This is a genomic window from Alcanivorax sp. P2S70 (assembly GCF_000475295.1).
GTDB classification, from domain to species: domain Bacteria; phylum Pseudomonadota; class Gammaproteobacteria; order Pseudomonadales; family Alcanivoracaceae; genus Alcanivorax; species Alcanivorax profundi.
Genome location: NZ_AXBZ01000007.1, coordinates 1 through 26514 on the forward strand (window position 1 = coordinate 1; position 26514 = coordinate 26514).

Below are 26514 nucleotides of genomic sequence, written 5' to 3' on the forward strand. Positions count from 1 at the left end.
GGGGCGTTGTTGTTTCAGGCGATCACCCTCAGGAATCTGATGGGGTGCTCTCCTTGTTGCCGCTGTTATTCGCATCGGCTTCGGCCTTGGCGGCGGCTTCGGCCTGTTGCTGACGACGGCGCGCGCGCGGGTCGTTGGAAGCCATGCCTTGCTCGGCGGCAGCCGGTTTGGTTTCTGCGGCCACCGGCTTCACTTCCACTGCACGGCTGGGAAGCTCATTGCCGGTAGGAGCCGGCTTGGGCTTCTCCGCCCGTGGACGGGGAGTGTGCTGGCTGGGCTTGTAGTCCGGCGAGCGTGGATCGTTGCTGGCACGCACCTTTTCCGTCTTCTCAGCCTTTACACCGCTTGCCTCATTTGCCGGCGTAGATTCCTCGGCTTTCGGGGAAGCCGCCGGGGTTTCACGGTTCTCGCTTTGTGGTGCCTGAGGCGCTGGCGCATCGGCAGGCTTCGGTGCGTCAGACGGTGCCGCTTCAGAGGACGGCTTGGTGGCGGTAGCGTCAGCCTTGGGCGCGGCAGGTTTGGCGGGTTCTGCCGTTGTCTCGGGCTGTTGCTGTTGCGCGGGGGCAGCCTTCGGAGCCTGCTCTGCCTTGGCGTCAGCCGCCGGAGCCTGGGGTTTGGCGACAGGAGCCTGCTCCGGTTTGGCCGGGGCGGGTTTCTGCGCAGTCTCAGCAGCCTCCTTGGCGGCAGCAGGCGTCTGTTGCGGGTTGCTCGCGGGTTCCTGCTCGGGAACCAGCTTGGCAGGCGGGTGCCCTTCAGCCGGTGCAGCCGTGTCCTCGGCCTGCGCACGGGGGGGCTGCTTTTGCTCCGGGCGCGGCGCGGCTTTGCTGGCTACGGCGCTGTCGTTTGCCTGCTCGGCGGCCGCGGCATCACTCGCGGGGGCCGCGCCTTTTTTGGCCGGACGCTGACGTTCGCGCAGGGGGCGGTCATCCTTGGCTTCGTTGCGACGCGGTGCCTTGGGGCCCTTGTCGTTATTGCCTTCGGATTTGCCGCTGTCCTGCTGCTTGTTGCGGTTACGTGGCTTATTGCCTTCGGCTTTGTTGTTGCCGCCCTTGTCGCCGCGGTTGTCGTTATTGCGGTTACTGCTGCGATTGCGGCTACGGCGCTCGTTGTTGCCACCGTTGTTGTCGTTACCGTTCTCGTTGTTACGGTTGTCCGCGGCGTTGCGTTTGTTGTCGGACTGACGATTGTCCTTTCGGTTGTCGTCCTTGTCCTGCTGCTTGTTGTTGCGGCCACGGTTGTTGCGGTTACCGCTGTCGTCACCGCTTTTGTTGCCACGGTTGCCGCCCTTGCCGCCATCATCCTGGCGATTGCGGTTGTCATTGCGGCCGCCGCGGTTGTCGTTGCGGTTACGGGTGTTGCCACCCCGGTTACGGTTGTTTTGCTGGCCCTTGTTGCCCTTTTGCTGGGGCTTGCTGCTCTTGGGCTTTTTCTCCGGCTTGGGCTCGGCAGTGAAGACCTGCGCCAGCCAGGTGAAGAAACGTGCCAGCAGCCCAAGGTTCTGCACATTGGCAGAGGGGGCCGGGGCCGGGGCCGCGGGCTTCGGTGGCGGCGGGGCAGTATCCGGTGCCATCAATTTGACCGCAGGCTCCTGCGGCGGCTTGGCGGTGGCGTCCTGGGCATTGGGCACTTCACCGTCGTTATTGTTTTCCAGCAGGTCCATTTCATGGCTCAGCTGGGTGACGACCTGATCGTCACGGATGCGTTCTACCTCGAAATGCGGGGTTTCCAGGTTCGGGTTGGGGATAATCACCACCCGTACCTTGTGGGCCTGCTCGATGGCGCGGAGCGGTTCGCGCTTCTCGTTGAGCAGGTAAGTAGCCACGGCGACAGGTACTTGGGCCTGGATTTCACCGGTGCGCTCTTTCATCACTTCTTCTTCGATGAGGCGCAGGATGCTCAGGGCAAGGGATTTCACATCACGGATGTGGCCCTGTCCATCACAACGGGGGCACACGATGCTGGAGGTCTCCCCCAGACTCGGACGCAGACGCTGGCGTGACAACTCGAGCAGGCCAAAGCGGGAGATGCGGCCAAGCTGGATGCGGGCGCGGTCGGCTTCCAGTGCATCGCGCATGCGGTTTTCCACGTCGCGCTGGTTGCGCGACGGCCCCATGTCGATGAAGTCCACCACGATCAGGCCACCGATATCGCGCAGACGCAGCTGGCGGGCGATTTCTTCCGCGGCTTCCAGGTTGGTCTGCAGGGCGGTTTCCTCGATATCCGCCCCTTTGGTGGCGCGGGAGGAGTTGATGTCGATGGATACCAGTGCCTCGGTGGGATCGATGACGATGGAGCCACCGGAGGGCAGCTTCACTTCCCGCTCAAAGGCGGTCTCGATCTGGGATTCGATCTGGAAGCGGGAAAACAACGGGGTTTCTTCGTTGTACAGCTTGATCTTGTGCTGGAAGTCCTGCATCACCTGTTGCACGAAGCCCTGGGCCTCGGCGAATACCTTCTCGGAGTCAATCAGCACTTCGCCGATGTCCTTGCGCAGGTAGTCGCGAATGGCGCGGATGATGACATTGGATTCCTGATAGATCAGGAAGGGCGCCTTGCGTTCTTCTGCCGCGGAATCAATGGAGCTCCACAGCTTGAGCAGGTAGTTAAGATCCCACTGGAGTTCCTCGGCGCTGCGGCCCAGGCCAGCAGTGCGCACGATGACACCCATTTCATCGGGGATGGTCAGGGCGCCCAGGGCCTCCTTGAGTTGAGCCCGCTCTTCGCCCTCAATACGGCGGGAAATGCCGCCAGCACGGGGGTTGTTGGGCATCAGCACCAGATAGCGGCCGGCCAGGCTGATAAAGGTGGTAAGGGCTGCGCCCTTGTTGCCGCGCTCTTCCTTGGAGACCTGGACAATGACTTCCTGGCCTTCCTTGATGACTTCCTTGATGTTGATGCGACCCTGAATGTCTTTGGGGTCTTTCTGGAAGTACTGGCGGGAGATTTCCTTGAGAGGCAGAAAACCGTGTCGCTCGGCGCCGAAGTCCACAAAGGCCGCTTCGAGAGAGGGTTCTACCCGGGTGATTTTGCCTTTGTAGATGTTGGCTTTTTTCTGAACCCGAGTCCGGTGTTCGATATCCAGGTCATACAGCCGTTGGCCATCGACCAGTGCCACCCGTACCTCTTCAGGGTGAGTGGCGTTGATTAGCATACGTTTCATGGTGCTACCACACGTTAGTGGTGGCACTGGGCAGGGCCGGGGGCAAACCGGTAGCAGACCAGGGGGAGGGCTGCAGGCAAGTCACGGGCAGGGCGCACGCAGGGCGTGGATCTTCGCTTTCCTGGGTGATCAGTGTGCCTGAGTCAGCGTCTCTCCGAGTTATTGGCAATGTTTAGTGCGTAACGGTCACTGGCAGTGTGGCCAGGCGGTTTTACTTCTACGCGATTGCCGTGGCCTCGAGGTGGTATCTCACTCCCGGGCAGCACAACAATATGTAAACTCTTGTCTGTCTGTTTTCCAGGTCATTTGACCGGCGCTGCAGGCCACCATTGTTAATGTTCAGGGTCCATACCTTGGACGCTGTTTTAAATGGGTTACTCTGCAGCGTTGTGCCCGGCACTGTTTACCTTGTGGGGACAGTGGCGGGTGGTAACGCTTTGCCAGACCTGATCGGGCGGGGCCCATGTCGTTCGCGGCTGTGCCGGAGCGGGCCACACGGCGAATGTTCGCTGCGCGTCGCCGTTGCCTTCTATTCAGGTCGACGCTTGACTATAGCAACAAAAGGCTAGGGGGATCAATCGGTTGTGGCAGTGAACAGTGAATAGTGAATAGTCTCGGGTGGTGGAGCAGGTTCTGACTGGCTGTGCCCGCGTCAGAGGGCTGTTGGGCTATGCTTGGCTTTGTCTTTATTTGTTTTAGCTATTAACTGCTCACTGTTAACTATTCACTATATGCGGCTTTCTATAGAATCGCCGCCATGTCAGACGATACCCCCGCAGCGAACCGTGTCAGCTTTGTGACCATCGACGATGGCCGGCACGGACAGCGCCTTGATAATTTCTTGTTCACCCACCTGAAAGGGGTGCCCAAATCCCGTATCTACCGGATTATTCGCTCCGGTGAGGTGAGGGTGAACAAGGGGCGTGCCAAGCAGACGACCCGGTTGGCCACTGGGGATGTAGTGCGTATTCCGCCGATTCGTACCAGTGAATCCGATGCTCCGCCCAAGGTTAGTGACGGCCTGACCGAGCGCTTGTCACGGGCCTGTGTCCATGAAGATCCTCATTTGTTTATCTTCAACAAGCCGGCAGGTTTGGCCGTGCATGGGGGTAGCGGGGTCAGCCTGGGCTTGATTGAGGCGCTACGGGTGATCTACCCCGAAGAGAAGGAGCTTGAGCTGGTCCACCGGCTGGACCGCGATACCAGCGGCCTGATAATGGTGGCCAGACGCCGTTCTTTCTTGCGTAAACTGCAACGGCTGATGCAGGCCGGGAAGGTGGAAAAGCGCTACTGGCTGATCTGTCAGGGTTACAAGGGCAGGGAACGAACGATCGAGGCGCCCCTGCTGAAGATGCAGAATGGCAATGAACGTATCGTGCGGGTGTCTCGTGAGGGAAAACCGTCGGTGACGCATTTTCGCATGATTGAGCGGCTCAAAGACGCCCAGTTGGTCGAGGCGACTCTGGAGACGGGTCGTACCCACCAGATTCGGGTGCATAGCCAGTTCGGCGGCTTCCCGCTGCTGGGGGACGACAAATACGGTATCGACAAGGGCGCCCAACTGCTGGATGCCTTGGGGCACAAGCGTTTGTGTCTGCATGCCCGAACGCTGGTGTTTCCGCACCCGGACACCGGAAAGACCCTGAGTATCACGGCGCCGCTGGATGAGGACTTTGAGGCTATCCTGGCTGCATTGCGGGGGAATCAATGAAATACGATCTGGTGATTTTCGACTGGGATGGGACAGTAATGGACTCTACCGGCCGGATTGTCAGTTGCATGCATGCGGCGGCCCGGGACCTGGCGCTGCCGGCGCTGGCTGACGATCAGGTGTGCGGCATTATCGGGTTGGGTTTGCCAGAGGCGATCTCCAGCTTGTATCCGGTGCTGGATACGGCCGGCGTAGAGCAGATGCGAGACCGTTATGCCTTTCACTTTATTGAGGCCGAGTCGACGCCCAGCGCTCTGTATCCCGGCGCGGAAGAGGTGTTGACCCAGCTACGCGGCCAGAGGCTGAAACTGGCCGTCGCCACTGGCAAGAGTCGTAAAGGCTTGCAGCGGGTGTGGGGCAATACCGGCTTGGACCGCTACTTTCATGCCTCACGCTGTGCCGATGAAAGCGGCTCGAAACCGCAGCCCCATATGGTGCTGGAGCTGCTGGACGAGCTGGCAGTTGCGCCTGAACGGGCGGTGGTTGTCGGGGATACCTCTTTTGATCTCGACATGGCCCGCAATGCCGGCGTTGACCGAATAGCGGTCAGTTATGGCGCTCATCCGCTGGACAGGCTGTTGCCTTGTGAGCCGCTGGCGGTGATTGATAGATTGAACGACTTGTTGCCGCTGGTGGGTTTGGCGGCGAATGAACTGGTCACGGAGACGGTATAAATGGAAAACGATAACGCCCCGCAGCGTCCTGCCAATGAGCGTGAGTGGAAACTGATCGAAAAGCTGCTCGGCCAGGCGCAGGACGAGCACCGGAAATCCCGACGCTGGGGCATCTTCTTCAAGGCACTGACCTTTGTGTATCTGTTTGCGGTGCTGGTGATGGTGCTGCCGGGCAAGACCGGCAACACCATGGTGGTGGCCGAGGAGCATGTTGCCATTGTTGAGGTGTCCGGAGTGATTGCCCCGGATCAGGATGCCAGCGCTGATCTGATTGTCAGTGGCCTGACCCGGGCCTTTGAGGCAGACAACAGCAAGGCGGTGGTGCTCAAGATCAATAGCCCGGGCGGCTCCCCCGTACAGTCCAATCAGGTCTATAACGCCATCAAGCGTTTGCGCGGTGAGTACCCTGACAAGAAGTTGTATGCGGCTATCACGGATGTGGGGGCGTCCGGCGCCTACTACATTGCGTCTGCGGCGGACGAGATTTATGCCGACCCAGCCAGTATTGTTGGCTCCATTGGTGTGATCATGGCCGGTTTTGGTCTACAGGAAGCGGCAGAGAAGCTGGGGGTGGAGCGCCGGGTGCTGACCGCCGGAGAAAACAAGGCGATCATGGATCCCTTTTCGCCGGTTAAACCCCGTGATCGACAGCACATGAAAGCCATGCTTGACGAGATTCACCAGCAGTTCATTACTGCGGTCAAGAACGGTCGTGGCGACCGCCTGAAAGTGGATGATTATCCGGAAATGTTCTCCGGATTGTTCTGGACGGGTGAGCGGGCGCAAAAAATGGGGCTGGTGGACGGTCTCAAGAGCCCTGGTCAGGTCGCTCGGGACATAGTGGGGCTGGAAGAAGCTGTAAACTACAGTGCCAGCCGTTCTCCTTTTGAGGAGTTCATGCGTCAGTTCGGTGTCTCTGTCGGAGAAGGGCTGGGAAGTCGGCTGGGTTTAGGTGCTACCGTGCCGAGCATTCGCTGAGGCACCCGTGAGCTGGGAGCCTTCAGCTACGAGGAAAAGCAAAAATCCGGGGTGCCGGGTTTTTGCTTTGTAAGGGGGCGTTTTAGTCTGGTCAGATCACCATTCTGCAAGCTCACAGCTCACAGCTCAGGTGGCAGTTGAACTCCTTCCGCCGCCAGAAATTCCGTCAAGGTAATCAAGGGCAGCCCGATCAGGCTGTTGGGGTCGCGCCCCTCCAGTGCCTTGAACAGCACAATCCCCAGCCCTTCTGACTTGAAGCTGCCGGCGCAGTTGAGCGGTTGTTCCAGCGCCACATAACGGGTGATCTGCTCGGGTTTCAGGGTACGAAATTGTACATTGAAGGGCTCACAGGCGACCTGGGTGCGCCCGGTGGCGGTATTGAGCAGGCATAACCCGGTTAGAAAGGTTACCCGCTTCCCGCTGGCGGCTGTCAGTTGCTCAACAGCTTTTTCTTCGGTGCCAGGTTTGCCCAGCACCTGCTCGCCCAGGACCGCCACCTGATCCGAACCGATAATCAGGGTGTCCGGGTGTTGCGCGGCCAAAGCGGCGGCTTTTTCTTTCGCCAGCCGCATCACCAGCTCGGTGGGGCTTTCGCCCGGTAGACGACTTTCGTCGATGTCTGGACTTTGGTGAATAAAATCCAGCTGCAGCTTGCCCAGTAGCTCACGGCGGAATGGCGAGGAGGAGGCGAGTAGCAGGGTAGGGGTGTCTGTCATGGGGATCTCCACTTCTGGCGGGCACGAGTGTAGTGATTTTCTGCTGCGGGAAGAAGGTTTGCGGCAGGGGATTTGGGGTAAAATCCCCGCTGACGGGCAAAAAATGTGCTTTTTGCTCGCTGACTTTTTCCCGTTTTGGAAAAAGTCTTTTTAGTTCAATTGGTTAGCTTCCGAGATTAACTTTGACAGGCGGGCCTCTCGGCCCTAGAATTGCGCGCTTATGTTTTCAGGGCAACTGCCACAGTTCCTCGATCCCCGCAAATACGCGGACCAGGGTCGCATTGTTGAAGGTCAACTCACCGTTGCGGACCTGCCTCGCCTGCAGGATTACCACGACAGTCTTGACCAGCCGGTGAATCTTTCGCTGGCATTCGGCCGTGATGAAGAGGGGCATCGGCGTATTGAGGGCGAGGTCAGCACGATACTGGTGCTGCCATGTCAGCGCTGCCTGGAGCCGGTGACTTGCGACATCAAGGCCAATATCAATGTGGCACTGGTGTGGAGCGAGGATCAGGCCAAGGCACTGCCGGAGCGACTTGATCCCTGGCTGGTTGGCGAAGAACCCATGGTTCTCACCGACCTGCTCGAGGAAGAACTGTTGCTGGCCATGCCGTTGGTGGCACTGCATGACCCTTGCCCGACAGCTTTGCCGCAAGACAGCGGCAAACCTGAGAAACAGGAAAACGCGGATAATCCTTTTGCCGTGCTGGCCAAGCTTAAAGGTCAAGGCAAGTAAATTCAGGCTGATTCAACGCCCGAGGAGCTCGAAATGGCTGTTCAACAGAACCGTAAAACCCGTTCCAAGCGCGGCATGCGCCGCTCTCACGATGCGCTGACCTCTTCTGCGCTGACTGAAGACACCAACACTGGTGAAGTGCATCGTCGTCACCACATCTCTCCGGATGGCATGTACCGTGGCCGTCAGGTGATTCGTCAGGTTGAGACCGACGACGAAGAATAAGTGGTAGTACAGAACGGGGGCTAAGGCTCCCGTTTTGTTATTGGCCGCAGGTGCCTGTCACGGTGCCCACAAAATCCTCCTTCGGGAGGATTTTTTGTAAGCGGATACAAGCAAGCCTGTTTCCCGGCCGCTTTTTTGTCAGAATGGCGGCCTTGATAACTGGCCGCAAGGCCGGGCTATTTGAACGAATATCTTATAAAGGAAGCAGCCCATGTCGGTTGTGACGTTGGCGGTGGATGCCATGGGGGGCGATCATGGTTTGTCCGTGACTGTTCCCGCCGTGGCGAAAATGCTTTCCCGCCATGCTCATCTCAATATCATCCTGGTGGGGCAGGCTGAGCCGCTGGCTGAAGCGGTGCAAAAGGCGGGATTGTCTGGCCATGTCCGCCTGGAGATCCAGCCTGCTACGGAAGTGGTGGCTATGGATGATCCCGTGGCGGTGGCCTTGCGCCAGAAGAAAGATTCCTCTATGCGGGTCGCCATCAATATGGTCAAGGAAGGACGAGCCCAGGCGGCGGTCAGTGCCGGCAACACCGGCGCCCTGATGGCGGTCAGTCGTTTTGTTCTAAAGACCTTGCCCGGCGTGGACCGCCCGGCGATCTGTACTGCCATTCCTACCGCCACAGGCCATTGCCATATGCTGGATCTGGGCGCCAATGTGGATTCCGAGCCGGAGCATCTGATGCAGTTTGCCTTGATGGGGCAGGCGCTGGTGCGGGCGGTGGATGGCGTCAGCCAGCCCAGCGTCGCATTGCTGAACATTGGCGAGGAAGACATCAAGGGCAACGAGCAGATCAAGGAAGCCGCCGCCCTGTTGAAAGCTGCCCCGGACATGAACTACGTGGGGTTTGTCGAAGGGAACGGCATCTTCGCCGGTGAGGCCGATGTGGTGGTCTGCGATGGTTTCGTGGGTAATGTGTCCCTCAAGACCATGGAAGGCGTGGCCAAGATGATTGGCAACATGATCCGCGAGGAAATTGGCCATTCCTGGTTGCGCAAGCTGAGTGGATTGCTCGCCTTGCCGGTACTCAGCGGCCTCAAAAAACGCATGGACCCGGATCGCTATAACGGGGCCAGCCTGGTAGGGCTGCGCGGTATCGTCGTGAAAAGCCACGGTGGTACCTCCGAGCAGGGGTTTCTCAGTGCGCTGGAGGTGGCTGAAGTGGAAGCACGCCGCAATGTGCCGGCGCTGATCAGCGATGCCCTTGCGCCCGCCGCTACGGCCGGGCAAGACCACTGATTTCATTCATACTTTGTTGCAGCGTGGCCCGGACAGCACCGACGAAACCGGGCATACTGCCGCCGAATTCAAGGGGATAACCAATGTCCAAGACGGCTTTCATCTTTCCCGGTCAGGGCTCCCAGGCACTGGGTATGCTGTCCGATTTCGCGGATCGACCCGCGGTAAAGCAGACGTTTGCGGAAGCGTCCGGTGCGCTGGATCTGGACCTCTGGGCCTTGTGTCAGGATGGCCCGAAAGAAGCGCTGAATCAGACCGAAAATACCCAGCCACTGTTGCTCACGGCAGGTGTTGCCCTGTGGCGGCTGTGGGAGCAGAGCGGTGGGCCGCGCCCGCAGTTTCTGGCTGGCCACAGTTTGGGCGAATACACCGCTTTGAGCTGTGCCGGGGTGATCAATCTGGGCGATGCGGTGCGCCTGGTTCGCACCCGGGGTCAGCTGATGCAGGAAGCGGTGGCGGAAGGCCAGGGCAAGATGGCTGCGGTGCTGGGTCTGGATGATGACCAGGTGCGGGCCGCCTGTGAGCAAGCGGCTAACGGCGATGTGGTCGAGGCGGTGAACTTTAACGCCCCCGGCCAGGTAGTGATTGCCGGGTCCGCCGAGGCGGTTGAGCGTGCCATTGCTGCCTGTAAGGAAGCGGGTGCCAAGCGTGCCATGCCGCTGCCGGTCAGTGTGCCGTCGCACTGTGCGCTGATGAAACCTGCCGCCGAGAAGCTTGCCGAGACCCTGAACAACACCAACTTCCATGCGGCGGAAATGCCGGTGATCAATAACGTGGATGTGGCGGTGGAAACTGATCCTGCACAGATTCGCGATGCCTTGATTCGCCAACTCTATTCGCCGGTGCGCTGGGTGGAAACCGTACAGGCGCTCAAGGAACAGGGTGTGATCCGGGTGTATGAATGTGGTCCGGGCAAGGTGCTTGGCGGCCTGATCAAGCGTATTGATCGTGATGTGGCTTCCTGTGCGCTGGAAACCGCGGATGCCTTCGAGGCGGCGTTGACCGGACAGTAACCCGGCTGTCATGTGTGCCGGGCAGGATTGCCCGGCAGCCTGCGGATGGCACGGACCTCAGACCAATACAGAACAAGGGGATAAAGGATGACAGACAAGAAAGTGGCCCTGGTCACCGGTGCCAGCCGTGGCATTGGCCGTGCTATTGCCAACCAGCTGATTGCCGATGGTTTCTTTGTGGTAGGCACGGCGACCTCTGAAGGTGGCGCCACTGCAATCGGTGAGGCGTTGGCTGCAAACGGTGCTGGCAAGGTGTTGAACGTGGCCGATAAAGCGTCCGTTGAGAGCACGCTGAAAGCCATCACCGAGGAATTCGGCGCGCCGCTGGTACTGGTGAACAATGCTGGCATCACCCGTGACAACATCATGCTTCGCATGAAGGATGATGAATGGGAAGATGTGATCAATACCAACCTGAATTCCCTCTACCGTGTCAGCAAGGCATGCCTGAAAGGCATGACCAAGGCGCGCTGGGGCCGGATCATCAATATCAGTTCAGTCGTTGGCACCATGGGGAATGCCGGTCAGGCAAACTATGCGGCTGCCAAGGGCGGGGTAGAAGGGTTTACCCGTGCATTGGCCCGTGAGCTGGGTTCCCGTAACATCACGGTAAACTCCGTGGCGCCAGGCTTTATCCAGACGGATATGACCGATGGCCTGGCAGACGCGCAGAAAGAATCCCTGCTGTCCGGCATCCCGCTGGGGCGCCTTGGACAGCCGGAAGAAATTGCCAGCGCAGTGGCCTGGTTGGCCAGCGATGGCGGTGGGTATGTGACCGGTACTACCGTGCATGTCAATGGCGGCATGTTTACCGGTTAAGACTCCGGGCCCCGAAGTGGGGCACGCAAGTGTTTCTGTGTAAGCGGTCTAATTGACTGTTTTTACAGAAAAAAATATTTGGAAAAACTTGAAGGAAATGCACCGGGCCTGTTCGCTTGCAAGCGCAAACTGCGTTCACCTAGAATAGCCGCTGACAGGTGCTAGCACACCATCAATCAGGAGAGTTAAAGGATCATGAGCAGCATCGAAGAACGCGTAAACAAAATCATCGTAGAACAACTGGGTGTTAAGCCGGAAGACGTAAAGCCAGAAGCGTCCTTCGTTGAAGATCTGGGTGCCGACTCCCTGGACACCGTTGAGCTGGTTATGGCTCTCGAAGAAGAATTCGAGACCGAGATTCCGGATGAAGAAGCTGAGAAAATCAGCACCGTTCAGTCCGCAGTCGACTACATCAAAGCCCACAGCTGATATTCAGTTGCTGAGCACGACAAAAAAACCGCAGGTTCAGTGAGCTTGCGGTTTTTTTGTGCGCGTCTTTCGGTAGCCAAAGCTGCCGGCGCATTAAGGAGATAACCGCTTACATAATGGCGGCCTGCCAAAGCGACGATTGTAGTAATCTTGTCGCAATGGCAGCGTTTAATGCTCCAAATTTGAAGAACTGGAGGAATTCGGGTGACAACACGGCGAGTTGTAATCACTGGGCTTGGCATGCTGACCCCACTGGGCACGGATGTGGCTTCTACCTGGGATGGTATCAAGGCAGGAAAAAGCGGGATCCGACCCATTGAGCATTTTGATACGGAGCCGTTTTCTACCCGTTTCGCTGGGCTGGTGCCGGAATTTGATATTACTGATTACCTCCCGGCAAAAGATGCCCGCAAGATGGATGTTTTTATCCAGTATGGGTTGGTCGCGGCGATTCAGGCGGTACGTGATGCCGGGCTGGATATGGAAAAGGAAGATGCTGAACGGGTAGGTGCGGCCTTCGGCTCAGGCATTGGCGGCCTGACCAACATCGAAGAAAACCATATCAAAATGCTCAATAGTGGCCCTCGCAAGCTGACACCGTTCTTCGTGCCAGGAACCATCATCAACATGATTGCGGGTAATCTGGCCATCATGTACGGCATGAAAGGTCCGAACTTTGCCACCGTGACAGCCTGTACGACTGGTACCCACAATATCGGATTTGCTGCCCAGCAAATTCAGCTGAACCAGGCCGACGTGATGGTGGCCGGTGGGGCGGAGAAAGGCTCAACTCCTTTGGGGCTTGGAGGTTTTGCAGCGGCTCGGGCGCTGTCTACCCGTAACGATGATCCACAAGCCGCTAGCCGTCCCTGGGACAAGGACCGTGATGGCTTTGTGCTCGCGGATGGCGCGGGTGCTGTTGTGCTGGAGGAATATGAGCACGCCAAGGCCCGTGGAGCGACCATTTATGCTGAGCTGGTGGGGTATGGCATGAGCGATGATGCCTACCACATCACCGCGCCAGCTGAAGGGGGCGCGGGTGCCATGCAGGCCATGCGTAATGCGCTTCGCAATGCCGGTATCAGCCCTGATCAGGTGGATTATATCAATGCCCACGGCACTTCCACGCAGATGGGCGATCTGGCTGAAGTGGCGGCCATCAAGACCCTGTTCGGAGATCATGCCTATAAGCTGGCGGTAAGTTCTACCAAGTCCATGGTCGGACATCTGCTGGGGGCGGCGGGGGCGATCGAAGCGATTTTCTCTATTCTGGCCATGCGCGACTCTGTGGCACCGCCAACCATCAACCTGCAGAATCCGGATGAAGGCTGCGATCTCAATCTGGTCGCCAATGAAGCGCAACAGCGCAACATCGACTATGCCATGTCCAATTCCTTCGGTTTTGGTGGCACCAACGGCACCCTGCTGTTCAAGAAGGTGTAATGCGCCTGGACCCGCGTGATCGTGGCCTTGCCTATGGCGATGGGGTTTTCGAAACCCTGCGCATCACCGCGGCCGGCAAGGCCCCGTTATGGCCTCGTCATCTGGCCCGCCTGCAGGCGGGTTTGCAGGCCCTGGGCATCCCGGCCCCGGACCCGGCCTGTCTCCAGATCGCCATGGCGCCCGCGATCGGAGCGCTGGCAGGGCGCGAGGGAGTGGTCAAGCTGACGGTCACTCGCGGTGTGGGTGGGCGGGGTTACCTGCCGCCATCGCGCGTTACCCCGACCCTTTTTGTGCAACACGGTGAGCTTCCGCAGTGGTCCAGGGTCCAGCGAGAGCAAGGCATTGAGCTTGGCGTGTGCCAGACGGTTCTTCATCCTGATCTGCTGGCAGGCTACAAGCATCTTAACCGCCTGCCCCAGGTGCAGGCGCGCCGGGAGGTCGCCCGTTACGGGTGGGATGAAGGCTTGTTGCTATCCCCGCGTCAGCAACCGCTGGAAGCCACCAGCATGAATCTGTTTGTCCGTTTTGAGGATCACTGGTGGACACCGGATCTGGCGAGGGCCGGTGCAGGGGTCGCCGGGGTCATGCGGGATGTGCTCCAGGAAAAACTGGTTGCCCAGGGCATGCGTGTCTGCTCTGATCTGCGGCCGCTGTCACAGCTCCGTCACGCTGAAGCGCTGTTTTTGTGCAACAGTGTTGTCGGCGTGCTGCCGGTGCGTAAACTGGCGCAGTGGCACTGGCCGGTGACGGCCGAGCTGGCCGCATTACAGGCGCAGGCGGAACAACTTTTCCATCAATAACTCCCGTGGTGCGCCTTTCAGTCAGCCAATACAATCTTGCTGGCTTTCCTTCTCACAGGCCCTACAATTTCGCTATGCGTAAAAAAATTCGAATTTTCGGACTACTGGTAGTCCTGCTGGTAGTCGCTGTTCCTCTGGCCGGGGCCTGGGTCAGCAGTTATCTCCATCGCCCTCTGCCTGTTGACGAGCCCCGTGTGGTAGGCGTTGAGCCCGGTGAGGGGCTCAGCCGTGTGCTCTGGAAGCTGAAAGGCGAGGGGATTCTTGGTGCTGCTCAGGAGGCTGAGTTTCGTCGTCTGGGCGCCCGTCTGTATAGCAGCTTTACCGGCATGGACTCGCGTTTGCACGTGGGGGAGTACCAGCTGAATCCTGGCGATTCGTTGCTGGCCCTGCTCGAGAAAATGGATCGTGGTGAAGTCATGCAGCGAAGCCTGACGTTGGTTGAGGGCTGGAATTTTCGTGAGCTGCGTGCCCGTCTTGAGACGGAAGATACCCTGACACAAACCCTTGAGGGATTATCGGATCAGGAGGTGATGGCCCGGTTGGGTTATCCGGATCGCCATCCGGAAGGCTGGTTTGCGCCGGAAACCTATTTCTATACCCGTGGTACCTCAGACCTGACCGTGCTCAAGCGGGCTCTGGAGCGTCAGGAAGCTGTACTTGAACAAGCCTGGCTGGAGCGAGAGGAAGGGCTGCCTTACGAGACGGCCTATGACGCTCTGGTGATGGCCTCCATCGTGGAAAAGGAAACCGGCGTGCCCAGCGAGCGGGCCGAAATTGCTGGGGTATTTGTGAACCGTCTGCGCAAGGGCATGCGGCTGCAAACGGATCCCACGGTGATCTACGGCATGGGCGAGTCCTATCAGGGCAATATCCGTCGCAGTGACCTTCGTCGACCGACGCCCTACAACACCTATGTGATCAAGGGTATGCCGCCCACGCCCATTGCCATGCCAGGCAAGGACGCGATTGTGGCTGCCTTGCACCCGGCGAAAACCGAATCTCTCTACTTTGTTGCCCGTGGCGATGGCAGTCACTACTTTTCCAAAACCCTGGCTCAGCACCAGAAAGCGGTGCGTGATTACCAGCTGCGTCGTCGTGAAGGCTATCGCTCGTCCCCGGGAGCGTCACAATGAGTGGACGCTTTATCACCCTGGAAGGCGGTGAGGGAGCCGGCAAGAGCAGCAACCTTGAATGGTTGGCCGAGCAATTGCGTGTGTCGGGCAAAACGGTGCTGTTGACCCGCGAGCCCGGTGGGACACCGCTGGCGGAATCCATTCGCCATGTCTTGCTGAACCCCTCGGATGAGCCCATGGCAGCGCATACCGAGCTGCTATTGGTCTTTGCTGCCCGGGCCCAACACCTGGCGGAAAAGATTCGCCCGGCTCTTGAGCGTGGTGACTGGGTATTGTGCGACCGGTTTGTGGATGCTACCTGGGCCTATCAGGGCGCAGGTCGCGGTCTGGATGCTGAGGCCATTGCCCAGCTGGAAACGCTGGTGATTGGCGAAAGCCGTCCGGACATGACGATCCTGTTTGATGTGCCTGTGGAGGTGGGTATGAGCCGGGCTGGCAAACGCGCCGCCCTGGACCGTATCGAGCAGGAGGATGTGGCCTTTTTCGAACGAATTCGTACGCATTACCTGCAACGGGCCAGTCAGGCGCCGGGGCGCTTTCGGGTGCTGGATGCGGCACAGCCGCTGGAACAGGTGCGAGAGCAACTCAATCCTCTGCTTGAGGAGATGCTGGCATGGCCGTAACCGCTCCGATTCAGGTTCCCTGCCCCTGGCACCAGGGAGAGATGGAGCGGCTGCTCGATCAGCATCAGCAAGGGCGCTTGCCCCATGCCCTGTTATTGAGCGGCCCTCGTGGCATAGGCAAGGTGCGGTTGGCGGAATCACTGGCCCAGACGCTGCTGTGCGACAACCCTGCCGGGTTGCCCTGTGGGCGTTGCCAGGGCTGTCAACTCAGTACCGCCGGGACGCACCCCGATTACCACCGTCTCAGCCCGGAAGATGGCAGCAAGGCCATCAAGATTGATCAGGTGCGCCAGCTGGTGAGTTTTGCGACCCGAACGGCGCAATACGGCGGTTACCGGGTGGCCATCATCCAGCCGGCGGAAGCGCTTAATCGCAATGCGCAAAATGCCTTGCTGAAGACCCTGGAAGAGCCGGGTAACCAGACCCTGCTACTGCTGGTCAGCCACCAACCCAGTTTGTTGTTGCCTACCATCCGTAGCCGTTGCCAACAGCGGCCGCTGGCGGTGCCAGCCACTGGCCAGGCACTGGAGTGGTTGCAGGGGCAGGTCAGTGAGCCGGAATCGTTGCTGGATGCTGCGCAAGGGGCCCCCCTGCAGGCGCTGGCGCTGGAGCAAGCTGACTGGTTTGCCGATCGCCGCAAGTTGTTGGAAGCGCTGGTCATGGTGGCAGAGGGGCGGCAGTCGCCCGCGCAGGCTTCGCCAGTGCTGGCAAAGCATGACCCGGTAGAATTGGCAGGGGTGATTTACGGTTGGCTGGCCCGAGGCCTGAAATCCGTCGTGGCTGACGATAACAGTGCGGATGCGGAGCTGGCACCGTTGCTGAAGCGCCTGGCGACGGCGGTGCCTGCGGCACGCCTGATGCGCGCCGCCCAGCGGGTGCTGGAAGGTCGCCGTGCCTTGCTGGCCGGGGCCAACCCCAACAAGGATTTGCTCTACGAGCAATGGCTGCTGGTACTGGTGGGCGTTGACGCTGCCCCGGCTGGCCACTAATCTTGATTGAAAATTAATAATAAAGTCGTACGGACGGGCCCTTTACCCCAGAGTGGCAAGAGTGGCGTTAGACGGATGACCAGAGCAAAGAGGCGGTTCCCATGAAAATGCCTGGCGGGCGCAGCGGCATTGTGTCGCTTTCCATCAAGGACAAGGCGGTGCTGTATTCGGCCTATATGCCGTTCATTACCCATGGTGGCTTGTTTATTCCCACCGACAAGCAATACAAGCTGGGCGAAGAGATTTTCCTGTTGCTTAATATCATGGATGAGCCGGACAAGATTCCGGTGGCCGGTAAGGTCGTCTGGATTACTCCCAAGGGGGCTCAGGGCAACCGTAGTGCCGGGATTGGGGTGCAGTTCTCGGATCAGGATGACACTGCCCGGGTCACTATTGAGAACCATTTGGCCGGCTCGCTGGAATCCGACCGGCCCACCCATACCATGTAACGCAACACGCAATACGAAAAACCACGGCAGGCCGCGTCCAGGGTTGGAACGCGGCCTTGTTGTTTCCGGGGGATCAATCCAGGCCTGGAGCGTGAAGCATGGCGGTGATCTACGCTACAATTCCGGGCCTTAATCGTGCCGGAGCTGTTCATGTCTGCTGCCACTTTTGTGGATTCCCATTGTCACCTTGATCGACTGAATCTGGATGCCCACGGCGGTGACTTTTCCGCCATGATGACCGCGACGGAAGAGGCCGGGGTCAGCCATATGCTCTGCATCGGGGTCGACCTGGAAAGTTTTCCTGATGTGCAGGCATTGGCGGACCGCTATCCCCATGTGTTTGCCAGTGTCGGCGTGCACCCTTTGTACAAGGAGTCCCGTGAGCCTTCTGCTGAAGAGCTGGTCGAGCGGGCGTCACACCCGAAAGTGGTGGCCATTGGGGAAACGGGGCTCGATTACTTTTACGCCAAGGAAGAGCGTGACTGGCAGCGCCGCTACTTCATTGCCCATATCGAGGCGGCACGCGAAACCGGCTTGCCTCTGGTCATCCATACCCGGGGGGCCAAGGACGACACGCTGGCGTTGCTCCGCGAGCACGGGCAAGGTGAAGTGAAAGGGGTCTTGCACTGTTTCACCGAAGACCTGGACATGGCCCTGCAGGCCATCGAGATGGGGTTCTACGTCTCTATTTCAGGCATTGTCACCTTCCGTAATGCCGAGTCCTTGAGGGATACAGTGAAAGCGCTACCGATCGAGCGCCTGTTGATCGAAACCGATTCGCCGTGGCTGGCGCCGGTACCGTTTCGTGGCAAGCCCAACGAACCCCGTTTTGTTGCTCAGGTGGCGGAGTGTGTGGCGGAGCTTAAAGGGGTCCCGGTGGATGAGTTGGCTCGGGTGACGGCAGATAACTTCTTTACTCTTTTCAGCAAGGCGCAACGATGAATACCACGGTAATGATTGCTCTGGCATCGGCATTGGTCGCAGCCCTGATAGCGGCTTTGTTGGTCTGGTTGCTGGAGCGCCGGCGGCAGTCACAGTTGAGCCTGCAATTCCAGCAGGAAAAGGAGCAGCTGCGTGAGCCGTTGGCTCAGGTGCCCCTGTTGCGAGAGCAGATAGAGATCACCAACAAGCGGCTGCAGGACAGTGAAAGCCGGGCTCAGCAGCTGGCTGCAGAGAAAGCCCGTCTGGAAGAGCGGCTGGCCGGGCAGGAAGAAAAACTTGTGTTCGCGGAGAAAAGCAGAGAGCTGCTCAAGCAGGAATTTGAAAACCTGTCCGCGCGGATTTTTGAACAACGCAGCAAGCAGCTTCACGAACAGCAACAACAGGGCCTGGACGGTCTGCTCAAGCCCTTTCGTGAGCAACTCACGGACTTTCGTCGTCGGGTCGACCAGATTCACAGTGATGAGACGCGCACCCAGGCGACCTTGCTGGAACAGCTCAATCAGCTCAAGGGGCTGAACCAACAGATGCACGAGGATGCCCGCAACCTGACCGATGCCCTGAAAGGGCAGGTGAAGACCCAGGGCAACTGGGGCGAGATGATTCTCGAACGGGTGCTGGAGTCGTCAGGCCTGACGCGGGGCCGGGAATATGAAACCCAGGTGAGCCTCAAGGATGAGAGCGGTCAACGTCGCTTGCCGGATGCCATCGTACACTTGCCGGAAGACAAGGATGTGGTGATTGATGCGAAGGTATCTCTGGTGGCCTACGAACGGTTGGCGTCAGCCGCGGATGCCGAGGAGCGGGAGCAGGCGTTGCGTGAGCATCTGGCGTCCCTGCGCAGCCATATCAAGGGGCTTGATGCCAAGGACTACAGTGGTCTGGAAGGTATCCGCAGCCTGGACTTCGTACTGCTGTTCATCCCCATTGAGGGAGCCTTCATGGTGGCCATGGAGCAGGATGCCAGCCTGTACACCGATGCCTTCGCACGCAATATTGTGTTGGTGAGCCCGACCACACTGCTGGTTACCCTGCGCACCATTCAGAATATCTGGCGGTATGAATACCAGAACCGTAATGCACTGGATATTGCCGACCGGGCCGGCAAGATCTGCGACCAGGTCTCGTTGCTGGATGAGTCCCTGGGCGACCTGGGCGACAAGCTCAACAAGGCGCATTCTGCCTGGGAGACCACCCATAATCGTCTCACTCAAGGAAGGGGGAACCTGTTACGTCAGGCCAACCAATTGATGGATCTGGGGGCCAAGGCGCGCCGTGCGTTACCGCGTGTAACTGACGATGATTCAGAATGACTGACGGGTCTGTCTGACAAAGTAAGCGATACAATGTAAAAATCACAGCAATATGCAGTTGATTTTAGATTAACTTTTTTCAGTAAAAAATACTTCCAGATGACGCTATTTGCGCTAAATAGCGTCGAAAAACCATATAAAGTGACCATTAATGATGGTCGCGCCGCAAGTCTATCTGGTACCTTTGTGCCACCATTATAATATCAGAACTGGGTCACACGATTTTCTTAAAAACCTTGGTTAAGATTCGTCGCGTTACGAATTTTTTCTGAGGGTAATGAAATGTATCGTTTGATGTTGATTCTGTTGCTGGCAATGGGTCTGAGTCAGACGGTTACGGCGTTGGAAGCTCAACCCCGGGTGGTCGGGGGACAGGATGTAAACACAATCAGGCCGTGGATGGCCGAAGTGGAAATCAGTCGTTCCGGAGATTCTTCCCGGGGGGCCACGCTATGCGGGGGTACCTTGATTGCTCCCCAATGGGTTGTCACTGCGGCGCATTGTGTCAGTAACGACAACGGTATCCTGGCGGCCCCCATTCTGTTTGTCTCCCTGGGTGCAATCAATCGTTCGGTGCGGGCGCCGGAAGTGCATGCCATTGCGGCAGTGAAGGTGCATCCTCACTACAATCCCGGCAATTTCCATAACGATATCGCCTTGCTCAAGCTGGCTTCGGCGAGCCAGTACACCCCTCTGGACCTGGCCAAGCCGTCTGTGGTGTCCGCGCTGAGTCAGGGCACGTCGGATGAGGCGCTGGAAGCGTTGGGATGGGGTTCCACATTGCAGAGTGGTTACGGCATGTCAGAAACGCTGCAGAGCGTTACGCTGGACTATGTCAGCAGCAATTACTGTGCGAGCCAGTGGAGTAACCTCAGCAATCGCCAGATCTGCGCGGGGGAAATGAATCCCAGGGGGGAGGTTCAGGATAGTTGCCGCGGGGATAGTGGCGGGCCACTGATCTATGACAATGGGGACAAAATGTGGCTAGTGGGAATTACCAGTTATGGTCACGAAACCTGTGCGACGAATGGCGTGCCGGCTGTTTACACTCGTGTAGACAGCTATCTTGAATGGCTGGAAGGCACGACCAGTGGTGCATTGGTAGATCTGGAGGCACGGGGGCTTGCCGATGAGGCCTACCAGCCTGTTGGCCAGAGTCTGTCGCTGTTTCCTTCATTGCATAACGTGAGTCAGCAGACCAGAGCCAGCAATGTCGGCTTGCGGATTGAGCATGGCGATGGTTTGCAGGTGTCAGTTGCCGGTCTTAATTGTACCTCGCGTGATGAATACACAGAATGCCGCAGTGCCAGTTCTCTTAGCGCAGGTGCACAGGGCGGTCAGTATAGCGTCAGCCTTAATTCCAACCAGCGCTGGGCTGGAGAAGTAACGGTGCGGCCGATCAGTGATTCGCACGATTATTTTAACCTTGGCAGCGAAACCTTTCAGGTGGTGTTCAGTGACGAGCCGGATATTGTTCTGTCTCTCTCCACGCACCGTGGAGAAGATGGTCTGGTGAGGGTAAATGCCCAAGTGAAAAACCAGGCAAGTCATGTAGCGGCCTCCCGGGTTCGCGTCGGTTTCAGCATTCCGTCCGGCTGGAGCGCACTGTTACCAGAGGGCTGTTATGGCAGTGTTTCGGTGCAATGCGGCCTTGGGGATGTGGCTCCCGGATCACTGGCGTCCCGGCAAATTCTGCTGGACGGTCAGGGTGACACCGCGATGAAAGTGCAAGTCTGGACGGATAACGGTGATTATCCCGGCGGCGATACTGTTGCCTCCACGCGTCCTGCACAGGCTCGTGCGGCGGACAGTGAGCAGGCTGCAGGCGCTTCTAATGGGGGCGGTGATAGTGGCGGTGGTGGCAGTGTGTCCTGGTTATGGCTGACCACGTTACTTTTGGTTGCCGTTCGCCGGTTCCACCAGTGACAGGTGACGCTGGCGTTCCGGCGCCAGTGCTCCCTGATTGCCCTTCCAGGGTACCGCATCTACCCCTTTTGGAATTTCCGTCAGCTGGAAGGGAGCCTTAATGATTTCGAAGTAGGGCGAGTGATCGAAGTCGGCCGCGGTGACGGCTCTGGGCTGTAGCCGAAGAAGGCGAGCGCCGCTGCCATCTTCCTTGACCAGTGGCATGACCGGAAACTGGACGAAGCTGAAGGCATCGGCGACCACGGTGCCGCTTAGTGCCTTGATCAGTTCCCCGGCCCAGCGCCTGTAGATGCGGGTACGCCACAACAGCGGTAGCCAACGCCACGGCATCATGCCGAGCAGGCCCAGGGCGCCCCAGGACTGCCCGCCACCAGCCCCGATACGGCTGATCGCATACCGCATGACGTCCTGGGCTTCGCTGTCGCTAAGCCCCTGGGCCCGACAAACACGCATTTGTCGCCCTTCGAGGGCTGACAGGGGTTCCACGATCAGGCCCCGTTCCAGGCGGGCATCGATTACCAGTTGGGTGTCCGGTTCGCAGGGGGTGTAGTCGGCGAGCAGGGCGCGAAGGGCCGGGTCGGCCACATCATGAAGTCGGCCCACGTAAAGTACGGCACGGGCGTAACGGCTATCGCCGATCACCTTGAGGGTGCGGTCTACCGTGCTGTGGCCAGAGACCAGCAGCACATCGCAGGGGCGAATTACCGAGCGCAGGCTTTCCAGATCTGCACTGGGGTGGCCCAAGGACTCGTCCCGTTGCAGACGGCGGCAAATCCATTCGTAGACCGCGCGCTGTCGACTCATTCTCTATCCCACCCAACAATCAAAGTCACTGGAGCTTACAACAGGGCCAAAGCGCGGTCGATGACCGAATATGACGTATAGAAATGTGGTGAAAATCGCACGCCGCCGCCTCGTTCAGCACAGACCACCCCACCTTGTTTGAGGCGTTGAAAGGTCGCAGCAGGATCTTCTCCGGGCAGGGTGAACGTAACGATACCTGCGCAGCGTTCGGGGGCAGCTGGGCTCAAGAGCGAGGCGCCGCGCTGCAACAGACCGTCAATCAGGTACTGGACACGTTCCGCCAGCCTGTCTGCCACGGTGTCCATGGTGGTTTCCTGCAGCAACGAGAGTGAGGCTTCCAGCGCATGAACACCCAGCATGTTGGGGCTGCCGCATTCGAAGCGTTTGGCGTTGTCGGCGACTTTCCACTCCTTGCGGGTGTAGTCTCCCGGGTTGGCAATCATATGCCAGCCATGCTGACGCAGGGTCAACTTCGGCTGTACTTCCCGGCGGCAGTAGAACAGTGCCAGCCCTTCCGGGCCCAGCATCCATTTATGGCCATCGGCGACCACAAAATCGGCCATGCAGGCGCGGGCGTCAAAGGGCAGGGCGCCCAGGATCTGGATGGCATCCACACAGAACAGAATGCCCCGCTCACGGCAGGCCTTGCCAATGGGGGCCATGTCCATCAACAGACCGCTGCCGTATTGCACCGCCGACAGGGACACCAGCCGGGTGGAGGGGGTTAGCGCTTCAATAATGGCCTGCTCTGGGTCGTCGACGTCCAGATTGACCTCAACGACCTGGACCCCCTGATTGGCCAGGGCTTGCCAGGGAATGCGGTTCGACGGGAACTCCTGATCACTGATCACAATCTGGTCCCCGGCCTGCCAGTCCAGCCCTTGGGCAATCACCGACAAGCCCTCGGAGGTATTTTTCAGCAGGGCGATCTCATCGGTATCGACCTCGCCGATCAGCCAGGCAAGCCGCTGCCGTAACCGTTGTTCCACTCCCAGCCACTTCGGGTAATCCCGGGCGCCCAGACTGCAGTTGGCCTCGGCAAAGGCGCACACCGCATCGCGGGTGCGCTGCGGCCAGGGGGCAACGGCCGCATGATTGAGATAGAGCAGGTCATCCTGCTGGGGAAATTCCATGTGATCTGGCACTGATGAAGGCATCCTGGCTCCCTTGCTTGCGCAGCGGTTCTGGCGTTGACACCATGCTAACGCGACAGATTGTCTTATGCAGGTAAACAGCGCAGGGTATTCGTTCGTATGCTTATAAAAAAGGAATACGTTAGAATTGCCGGCAGGAGTGACAAGTTCTGTTGTGCTCAAGGAGAAATGGATGGGTGACCTGGAAAAAGCCACGCGCAAGGCGCAAGAGTTTCGCCAGCGTGAACGGCAAATTCTTGATGCTGCTCTGGCGTTGTTTCTGGAGGAAGGCGAAGACCGTGTCACGGTGGAAATGATTGCGGACCGGGTGGGCATCGGTAAAGGCACCATCTACAAGCACTTTGAAACCAAGAACGAGATCTATCTGCTGTTGATGCTCCGTTACGAGGAGGATCTGGCAGAGGTGTTCAAGCAGATCTCCGGTGCGGACGACAAGGAAAAGCTGGCCCGGGAGTATTTCCGTTTCCGGATCAGTGATCCCAAGCGTTACCAACTGTTTGATCGCCTGGAAAACAAGGTGATCAAGGATCACGCGCTGCCCGAGCTGGTAGAAAAGCTGCACAGTATTCGTGAAGCGAATTTTGCCCGCTTGACGGAGATCGTCGAAGCGCGGATGGCGGAAGGTTCGCTGGAAGATGTGCCCCCGATCTACCACATCTGTTCCGCCTGGGCGCTGGCCCATGGTGCGGTGGCACTGATGGAATCCCCGTTTTACCAGCGTCTTATTGATGACAAGGATGATTTCGTGGATTTCCTTATCGAAATCGGTATCCGTATGGGGAACAAGGGGCAACGGGGGGCCAAATGAGCCAGCCCGACGACCTGCTGACCTTGTTGGAAAAGGCAGAGAAAGACGAGAGCGGCTTGCCACCGGTACATGCGTGGAAGCCGGAACGGCATGCCGATATTGATATGCGCATTGCCCGAGACGGCACCTGGTATTATGAAGGATCGCCCATTGAGCGTGAGCGCATGGTCGCCCTGTTTTCCACCATCCTGTTGCGTGAAGGGGAGGATTACTTCCTGATTACGCCGGTGGAGAAACTCCGTATCCAGGTAGATGATGCGCCTTTTGTGGCGGGTGAAGTCCAGCAGGTCGACAACAAGCTGGTGTTCACCACTAATGTGGGTAGCCATGTCATTGCGGGTGCTGGGCACCCGATCCGGGTGGACACCGACCCGGCAACCGGTGAACCCTCACCCTACATTACCGTACGCAAGAACCTGCACGCCCTGATCGGCCGAAGCGCATTCTACCAGTTGGTGGATTGGGCAGAGGAGGTGGATGGCAGGTTGGTGGTTGAGAGTGGTGGGGAGGGGTTTGTGTTGGGTGCTCTGGAATAGTTAACAGTTAACAGTGAATAGTTAACAGCGAAAACCCGCGGAATAACCGGAATTGGGCCTAAAACGCATGAGGCCGCGTCCAGGGCTTGGGCGCGGCCTCATGCGTTTTAGAAAGAATGTCGTTGCTCGCGCAACTGTTCACTATTCACTGTTAATTGTTCACTGATTAAGGCTCACACTAATCAACAACAACATCACCAACACCAGGCAAGCCCCTTTCCATAATCGCAGCTCGTTGATGCTGTTGTCCTTGCCGGGTTTGGTGGCGCGGACGGGTCGGCGCAGGGCGTCGCGGAATTCGGCGGCGTCGGCGAAACGTTGGTTGGGGTGCCGTTGCAGGCCAATTTGCAGGACGTTGTTGATCCACAATGGGATAAAGGCGTTCAGGGTCTGCAGTGCGGGTAGCGGTCGGTGGTTGCTCTTCTCGTAACGGCCTTGCCAGGGCAGGGCACCGGTCAGCATTTCGTGGATGATCGCGGCGGCTGAAAACAGGTCACTTTGTTCGCTGGGAGCGTCCCCGTCGACCAGTTCCGGTGCCGTGTAGTCCCGGGTACCCAGTGGAATGTCCGAGGCGCTCTGTTCCATGCCACGGCAATGGCAGCTACCAAAATCCACGATGCGAACCAGCCCGGACGTATCGACCATGATGTTGTCGGGTTTCAGGTCGCCGTGGATAACGTCCGCACGGTGCAGTGCGCGAATACCGTTGAGCAGCTGGTCAGCCAGATACAGTTTTTCCTCTACGGCCGCATCCGGGTGTTCCTTGAGCCACTGTTTGAGAGTAACGCCATCGATGAACTCCAGATGCTGGTACAGGCAGCTGGGAGTCTTTGGCAGTGGCAGTGCGTGCAACAGGTGCGGGTTGCGCAGGCGGCTTCCGACCCAGCCTTCCATCACGAACCGCTCCAGGGCATCGCGGTCGTCTTCCAGATTGACCGAAGGAGTTTTCAATACGGAACGCTTGCCTTCCTCATTTTCCACCAGGTACAGGTGGCTTCTCACACTGGCATAAAGTTCTCGTTTGACGGTGAACCCGTCGACTTTCATGCCGGGGCTGAGGGGAGGGGGAAGTGGCAGGCTGCCACGCTGTTTCAGGGTTTCATCGGCACTGGCATCCGGCAGGCCGTCGACTCTCAACACCTGGCAGCTGAGGTTGTCATCACTGCCGTTGGCCAGTGCGGCTTCTACCAGTGTCTGGGCAATCACGTCGGGGGCCTCGCAGCCGCGAACAATGCCTTGCATGCGCGAACGGCTCAGAAACCCGTGAATGCCGTCGGTGGTCAGCAGGTAGATATCGCCTACTTGCAGGTCGGTGCTGCTGTAATCCACGTCGAGCCGGGTGTCGCCGCCCATCACCCGAGTCAGCACCTGCCGGTTTTCACCGATCATGCGACTGTGGTCACGGGTCAGGCATTCCAGTTTTTCGTTGCGCAGTCGCCAGATCCGCGAATCCCCGACCTGGAAAAGGTGGGCAGTGCGCGAACGCAGAATCAACAGCGACAGGGTGCACAAGTGGCTTTCGCCGGCCAGGGTCTGGCGGCACAACCACCGGTTCAGTGCTTCGAGAACGCGCTGGGCCGAGCGGGGGACACTCCACAAAGCGGGAGTGGCGTAGTAATCACTGATAAAACCGAGGACACAGGACTCCGCCGCTTCGCGGGCGGCTCCGGCGGTAGACAGGCCATCGGCCAGTGCAGCTACGATGCCTTTGGTACGAAGCAGGGGGCCCTCGGGAATCTGCATGGCCAGGGCATCCTGGTTGTGCAGTTTGGGCCCGGCATCGCTGTACTGACCAATACGAACCTTCGGGTGCAGGTCGGGTTCGTGCTCCGCGGTAGTGTCAAGCGCACTCGGGGCGGGCAGATCAGCGGTGGAAGTTTCCATATCCGGGCTCCA

General features: G+C 58.7%; 25 protein-coding genes. 20 read left to right on the forward strand and 5 right to left on the reverse strand.

Translation table 11 applies throughout. The annotated features are described in order from the left end of the window. Positions 1-28 precede the first annotated feature (28 nt). Complete coding sequence (gene rne, locus Q672_RS19870; protein WP_031225921.1) at positions 29-3160, reverse strand: ribonuclease E; 3132 nt, start codon at positions 3158-3160, stop codon at positions 29-31. Between the two features lie 757 nt (positions 3161-3917). On the opposite strand from rne, the gene Q672_RS19875 reads away from it, so the two are divergent. The 3 genes from Q672_RS19875 to sppA are packed head-to-tail and all read left to right on the forward strand — an operon-like array spanning position 3918 to position 6523. Continuing rightward, a complete protein-coding gene (locus tag Q672_RS19875) occupies positions 3918-4871 on the forward strand; it encodes an RluA family pseudouridine synthase (RefSeq protein WP_022984162.1) in 954 nt (317 codons plus the stop codon). After that, complete coding sequence (locus tag Q672_RS19880; protein WP_022984163.1) at positions 4868-5545, forward strand: HAD-IA family hydrolase; 678 nt, start codon at positions 4868-4870, stop codon at positions 5543-5545. The genes Q672_RS19875 and Q672_RS19880 overlap by 4 nt, the downstream gene beginning before the upstream one ends. After that, entirely contained in the window at positions 5546-6523 is a 978-nt protein-coding gene (gene sppA / locus Q672_RS19885; RefSeq protein ID WP_022984164.1) for a signal peptide peptidase SppA, read from the forward strand. Between the two features lie 119 nt (positions 6524-6642). Here the strand turns inward: sppA and Q672_RS19890 are convergent, their stop codons facing one another. Further along, positions 6643-7239 carry a Maf family protein gene (locus tag Q672_RS19890; RefSeq protein WP_022984165.1) on the reverse strand — a complete coding sequence of 199 codons (597 nt, stop codon included), beginning with the start codon at positions 7237-7239 and terminating at the stop codon, positions 6643-6645. A 220-nt stretch (positions 7240-7459) separates the two neighbouring features. Here Q672_RS19890 and Q672_RS19895 point away from each other — a divergent pair, with 220 nt between their 5' ends. The 15 genes from Q672_RS19895 to Q672_RS19965 all read left to right on the forward strand — a co-directional run bounded on the left by Q672_RS19895 (position 7460) and on the right by Q672_RS19965 (position 21316). Beyond that, positions 7460-7975, forward strand: coding sequence for a YceD family protein (locus tag Q672_RS19895; RefSeq protein WP_022984167.1), 516 nt, complete (start codon positions 7460-7462; stop codon positions 7973-7975). Between the two features lie 33 nt (positions 7976-8008). Then, positions 8009-8200 (forward strand): 50S ribosomal protein L32, encoded by a 192-nt coding sequence (gene rpmF / locus Q672_RS19900; protein WP_022984168.1) that lies wholly within the window; start codon positions 8009-8011, stop codon positions 8198-8200. A gap of 211 nt (positions 8201-8411) precedes the next feature. Beyond that, positions 8412-9440, forward strand: coding sequence for a phosphate acyltransferase PlsX (gene plsX / locus Q672_RS19905; RefSeq protein ID WP_022984169.1), 1029 nt, complete (start codon positions 8412-8414; stop codon positions 9438-9440). A gap of 83 nt (positions 9441-9523) precedes the next feature. Then, the gene (gene fabD / locus Q672_RS19910) at positions 9524-10453 is read left to right on the forward strand and encodes an ACP S-malonyltransferase (protein WP_022984170.1); all 930 of its coding nucleotides are present in this window, start codon (positions 9524-9526) and stop codon (positions 10451-10453) included. Between the two features lie 87 nt (positions 10454-10540). Next, a complete protein-coding gene (gene fabG / locus Q672_RS19915) occupies positions 10541-11272 on the forward strand; it encodes a 3-oxoacyl-ACP reductase FabG (RefSeq protein ID WP_022984171.1) in 732 nt (243 codons plus the stop codon). 195 nt (positions 11273-11467) lie between these two features. Next, on the forward strand, positions 11468-11701 hold the full coding sequence (gene acpP, locus Q672_RS19920; RefSeq protein WP_022984172.1) for an acyl carrier protein: 234 nt from the start codon (positions 11468-11470) through the stop codon (positions 11699-11701). Positions 11702-11905: 204 nt separating this feature from the next. Beyond that, positions 11906-13144: a beta-ketoacyl-ACP synthase II gene (fabF, locus tag Q672_RS19925; RefSeq protein ID WP_031225924.1), complete on the forward strand. Its 1239-nt coding sequence runs from the start codon at positions 11906-11908 to the stop codon at positions 13142-13144. Continuing rightward, positions 13144-13944, forward strand: a complete 801-nt coding sequence (gene pabC, locus Q672_RS19930) for an aminodeoxychorismate lyase (protein ID WP_022984174.1) — start codon at positions 13144-13146, stop codon at positions 13942-13944. Before fabF ends, pabC begins: the two co-directional genes overlap by 1 nt. Positions 13945-14018: 74 nt before the next feature. Continuing rightward, on the forward strand, positions 14019-15077 hold the full coding sequence (gene mltG / locus Q672_RS19935) for an endolytic transglycosylase MltG (RefSeq protein ID WP_022984175.1): 1059 nt from the start codon (positions 14019-14021) through the stop codon (positions 15075-15077). Continuing rightward, on the forward strand, positions 15074-15700 hold the full coding sequence (gene tmk / locus Q672_RS19940; protein ID WP_022984176.1) for a dTMP kinase: 627 nt from the start codon (positions 15074-15076) through the stop codon (positions 15698-15700). Before mltG ends, tmk begins: the two co-directional genes overlap by 4 nt. Beyond that, the gene (locus tag Q672_RS19945) at positions 15691-16689 is read left to right on the forward strand and encodes a DNA polymerase III subunit delta' (RefSeq protein ID WP_022984177.1); all 999 of its coding nucleotides are present in this window, start codon (positions 15691-15693) and stop codon (positions 16687-16689) included. The genes tmk and Q672_RS19945 overlap by 10 nt, the downstream gene beginning before the upstream one ends. Positions 16690-16790: 101 nt before the next feature. After that, on the forward strand, positions 16791-17138 hold the full coding sequence (locus Q672_RS19950) for a PilZ domain-containing protein (RefSeq protein WP_022984178.1): 348 nt from the start codon (positions 16791-16793) through the stop codon (positions 17136-17138). 150 nt (positions 17139-17288) lie between these two features. Further along, positions 17289-18080, forward strand: a complete 792-nt coding sequence (locus Q672_RS19955) for a TatD family hydrolase (protein WP_022984179.1) — start codon at positions 17289-17291, stop codon at positions 18078-18080. Continuing rightward, a complete protein-coding gene (locus Q672_RS19960; protein ID WP_022984180.1) occupies positions 18077-19390 on the forward strand; it encodes a DNA recombination protein RmuC in 1314 nt (437 codons plus the stop codon). The genes Q672_RS19955 and Q672_RS19960 overlap by 4 nt, the downstream gene beginning before the upstream one ends. Before the next feature lie 282 nt (positions 19391-19672). Continuing rightward, a complete protein-coding gene (locus Q672_RS19965) occupies positions 19673-21316 on the forward strand; it encodes a S1 family peptidase (protein ID WP_022984181.1) in 1644 nt (547 codons plus the stop codon). On the opposite strand, the gene Q672_RS19970 is transcribed toward Q672_RS19965, so the two are convergent. Together Q672_RS19970 and Q672_RS19975 are read right to left on the reverse strand one after the other, a co-directional pair. Next, positions 21281-22120, reverse strand: coding sequence for a hypothetical protein (locus tag Q672_RS19970; RefSeq protein ID WP_022984182.1), 840 nt, complete (start codon positions 22118-22120; stop codon positions 21281-21283). The two genes, Q672_RS19965 and Q672_RS19970, sit on opposite strands and share 36 nt — an antisense overlap. A 35-nt stretch (positions 22121-22155) precedes the next feature. Beyond that, entirely contained in the window at positions 22156-23277 is a 1122-nt protein-coding gene (locus Q672_RS19975) for an aminotransferase class V-fold PLP-dependent enzyme (RefSeq protein ID WP_031225928.1), read from the reverse strand. Between the two features lie 169 nt (positions 23278-23446). Between Q672_RS19975 and Q672_RS19980 the strand changes: the two genes are divergently transcribed. Then, positions 23447-24082, forward strand: a complete 636-nt coding sequence (locus tag Q672_RS19980) for a TetR/AcrR family transcriptional regulator (RefSeq protein ID WP_022984184.1) — start codon at positions 23447-23449, stop codon at positions 24080-24082. Continuing rightward, a complete protein-coding gene (locus tag Q672_RS19985) occupies positions 24079-24618 on the forward strand; it encodes a DUF1285 domain-containing protein (RefSeq protein ID WP_022984185.1) in 540 nt (179 codons plus the stop codon). Before Q672_RS19980 ends, Q672_RS19985 begins: the two co-directional genes overlap by 4 nt. Positions 24619-24777: 159 nt before the next feature. Here the strand turns inward: Q672_RS19985 and Q672_RS19990 are convergent, their stop codons facing one another. Next, positions 24778-26502, reverse strand: coding sequence for a bifunctional protein-serine/threonine kinase/phosphatase (locus Q672_RS19990; protein ID WP_022984186.1), 1725 nt, complete (start codon positions 26500-26502; stop codon positions 24778-24780). Positions 26503-26514: the final 12 nt, after the last annotated feature.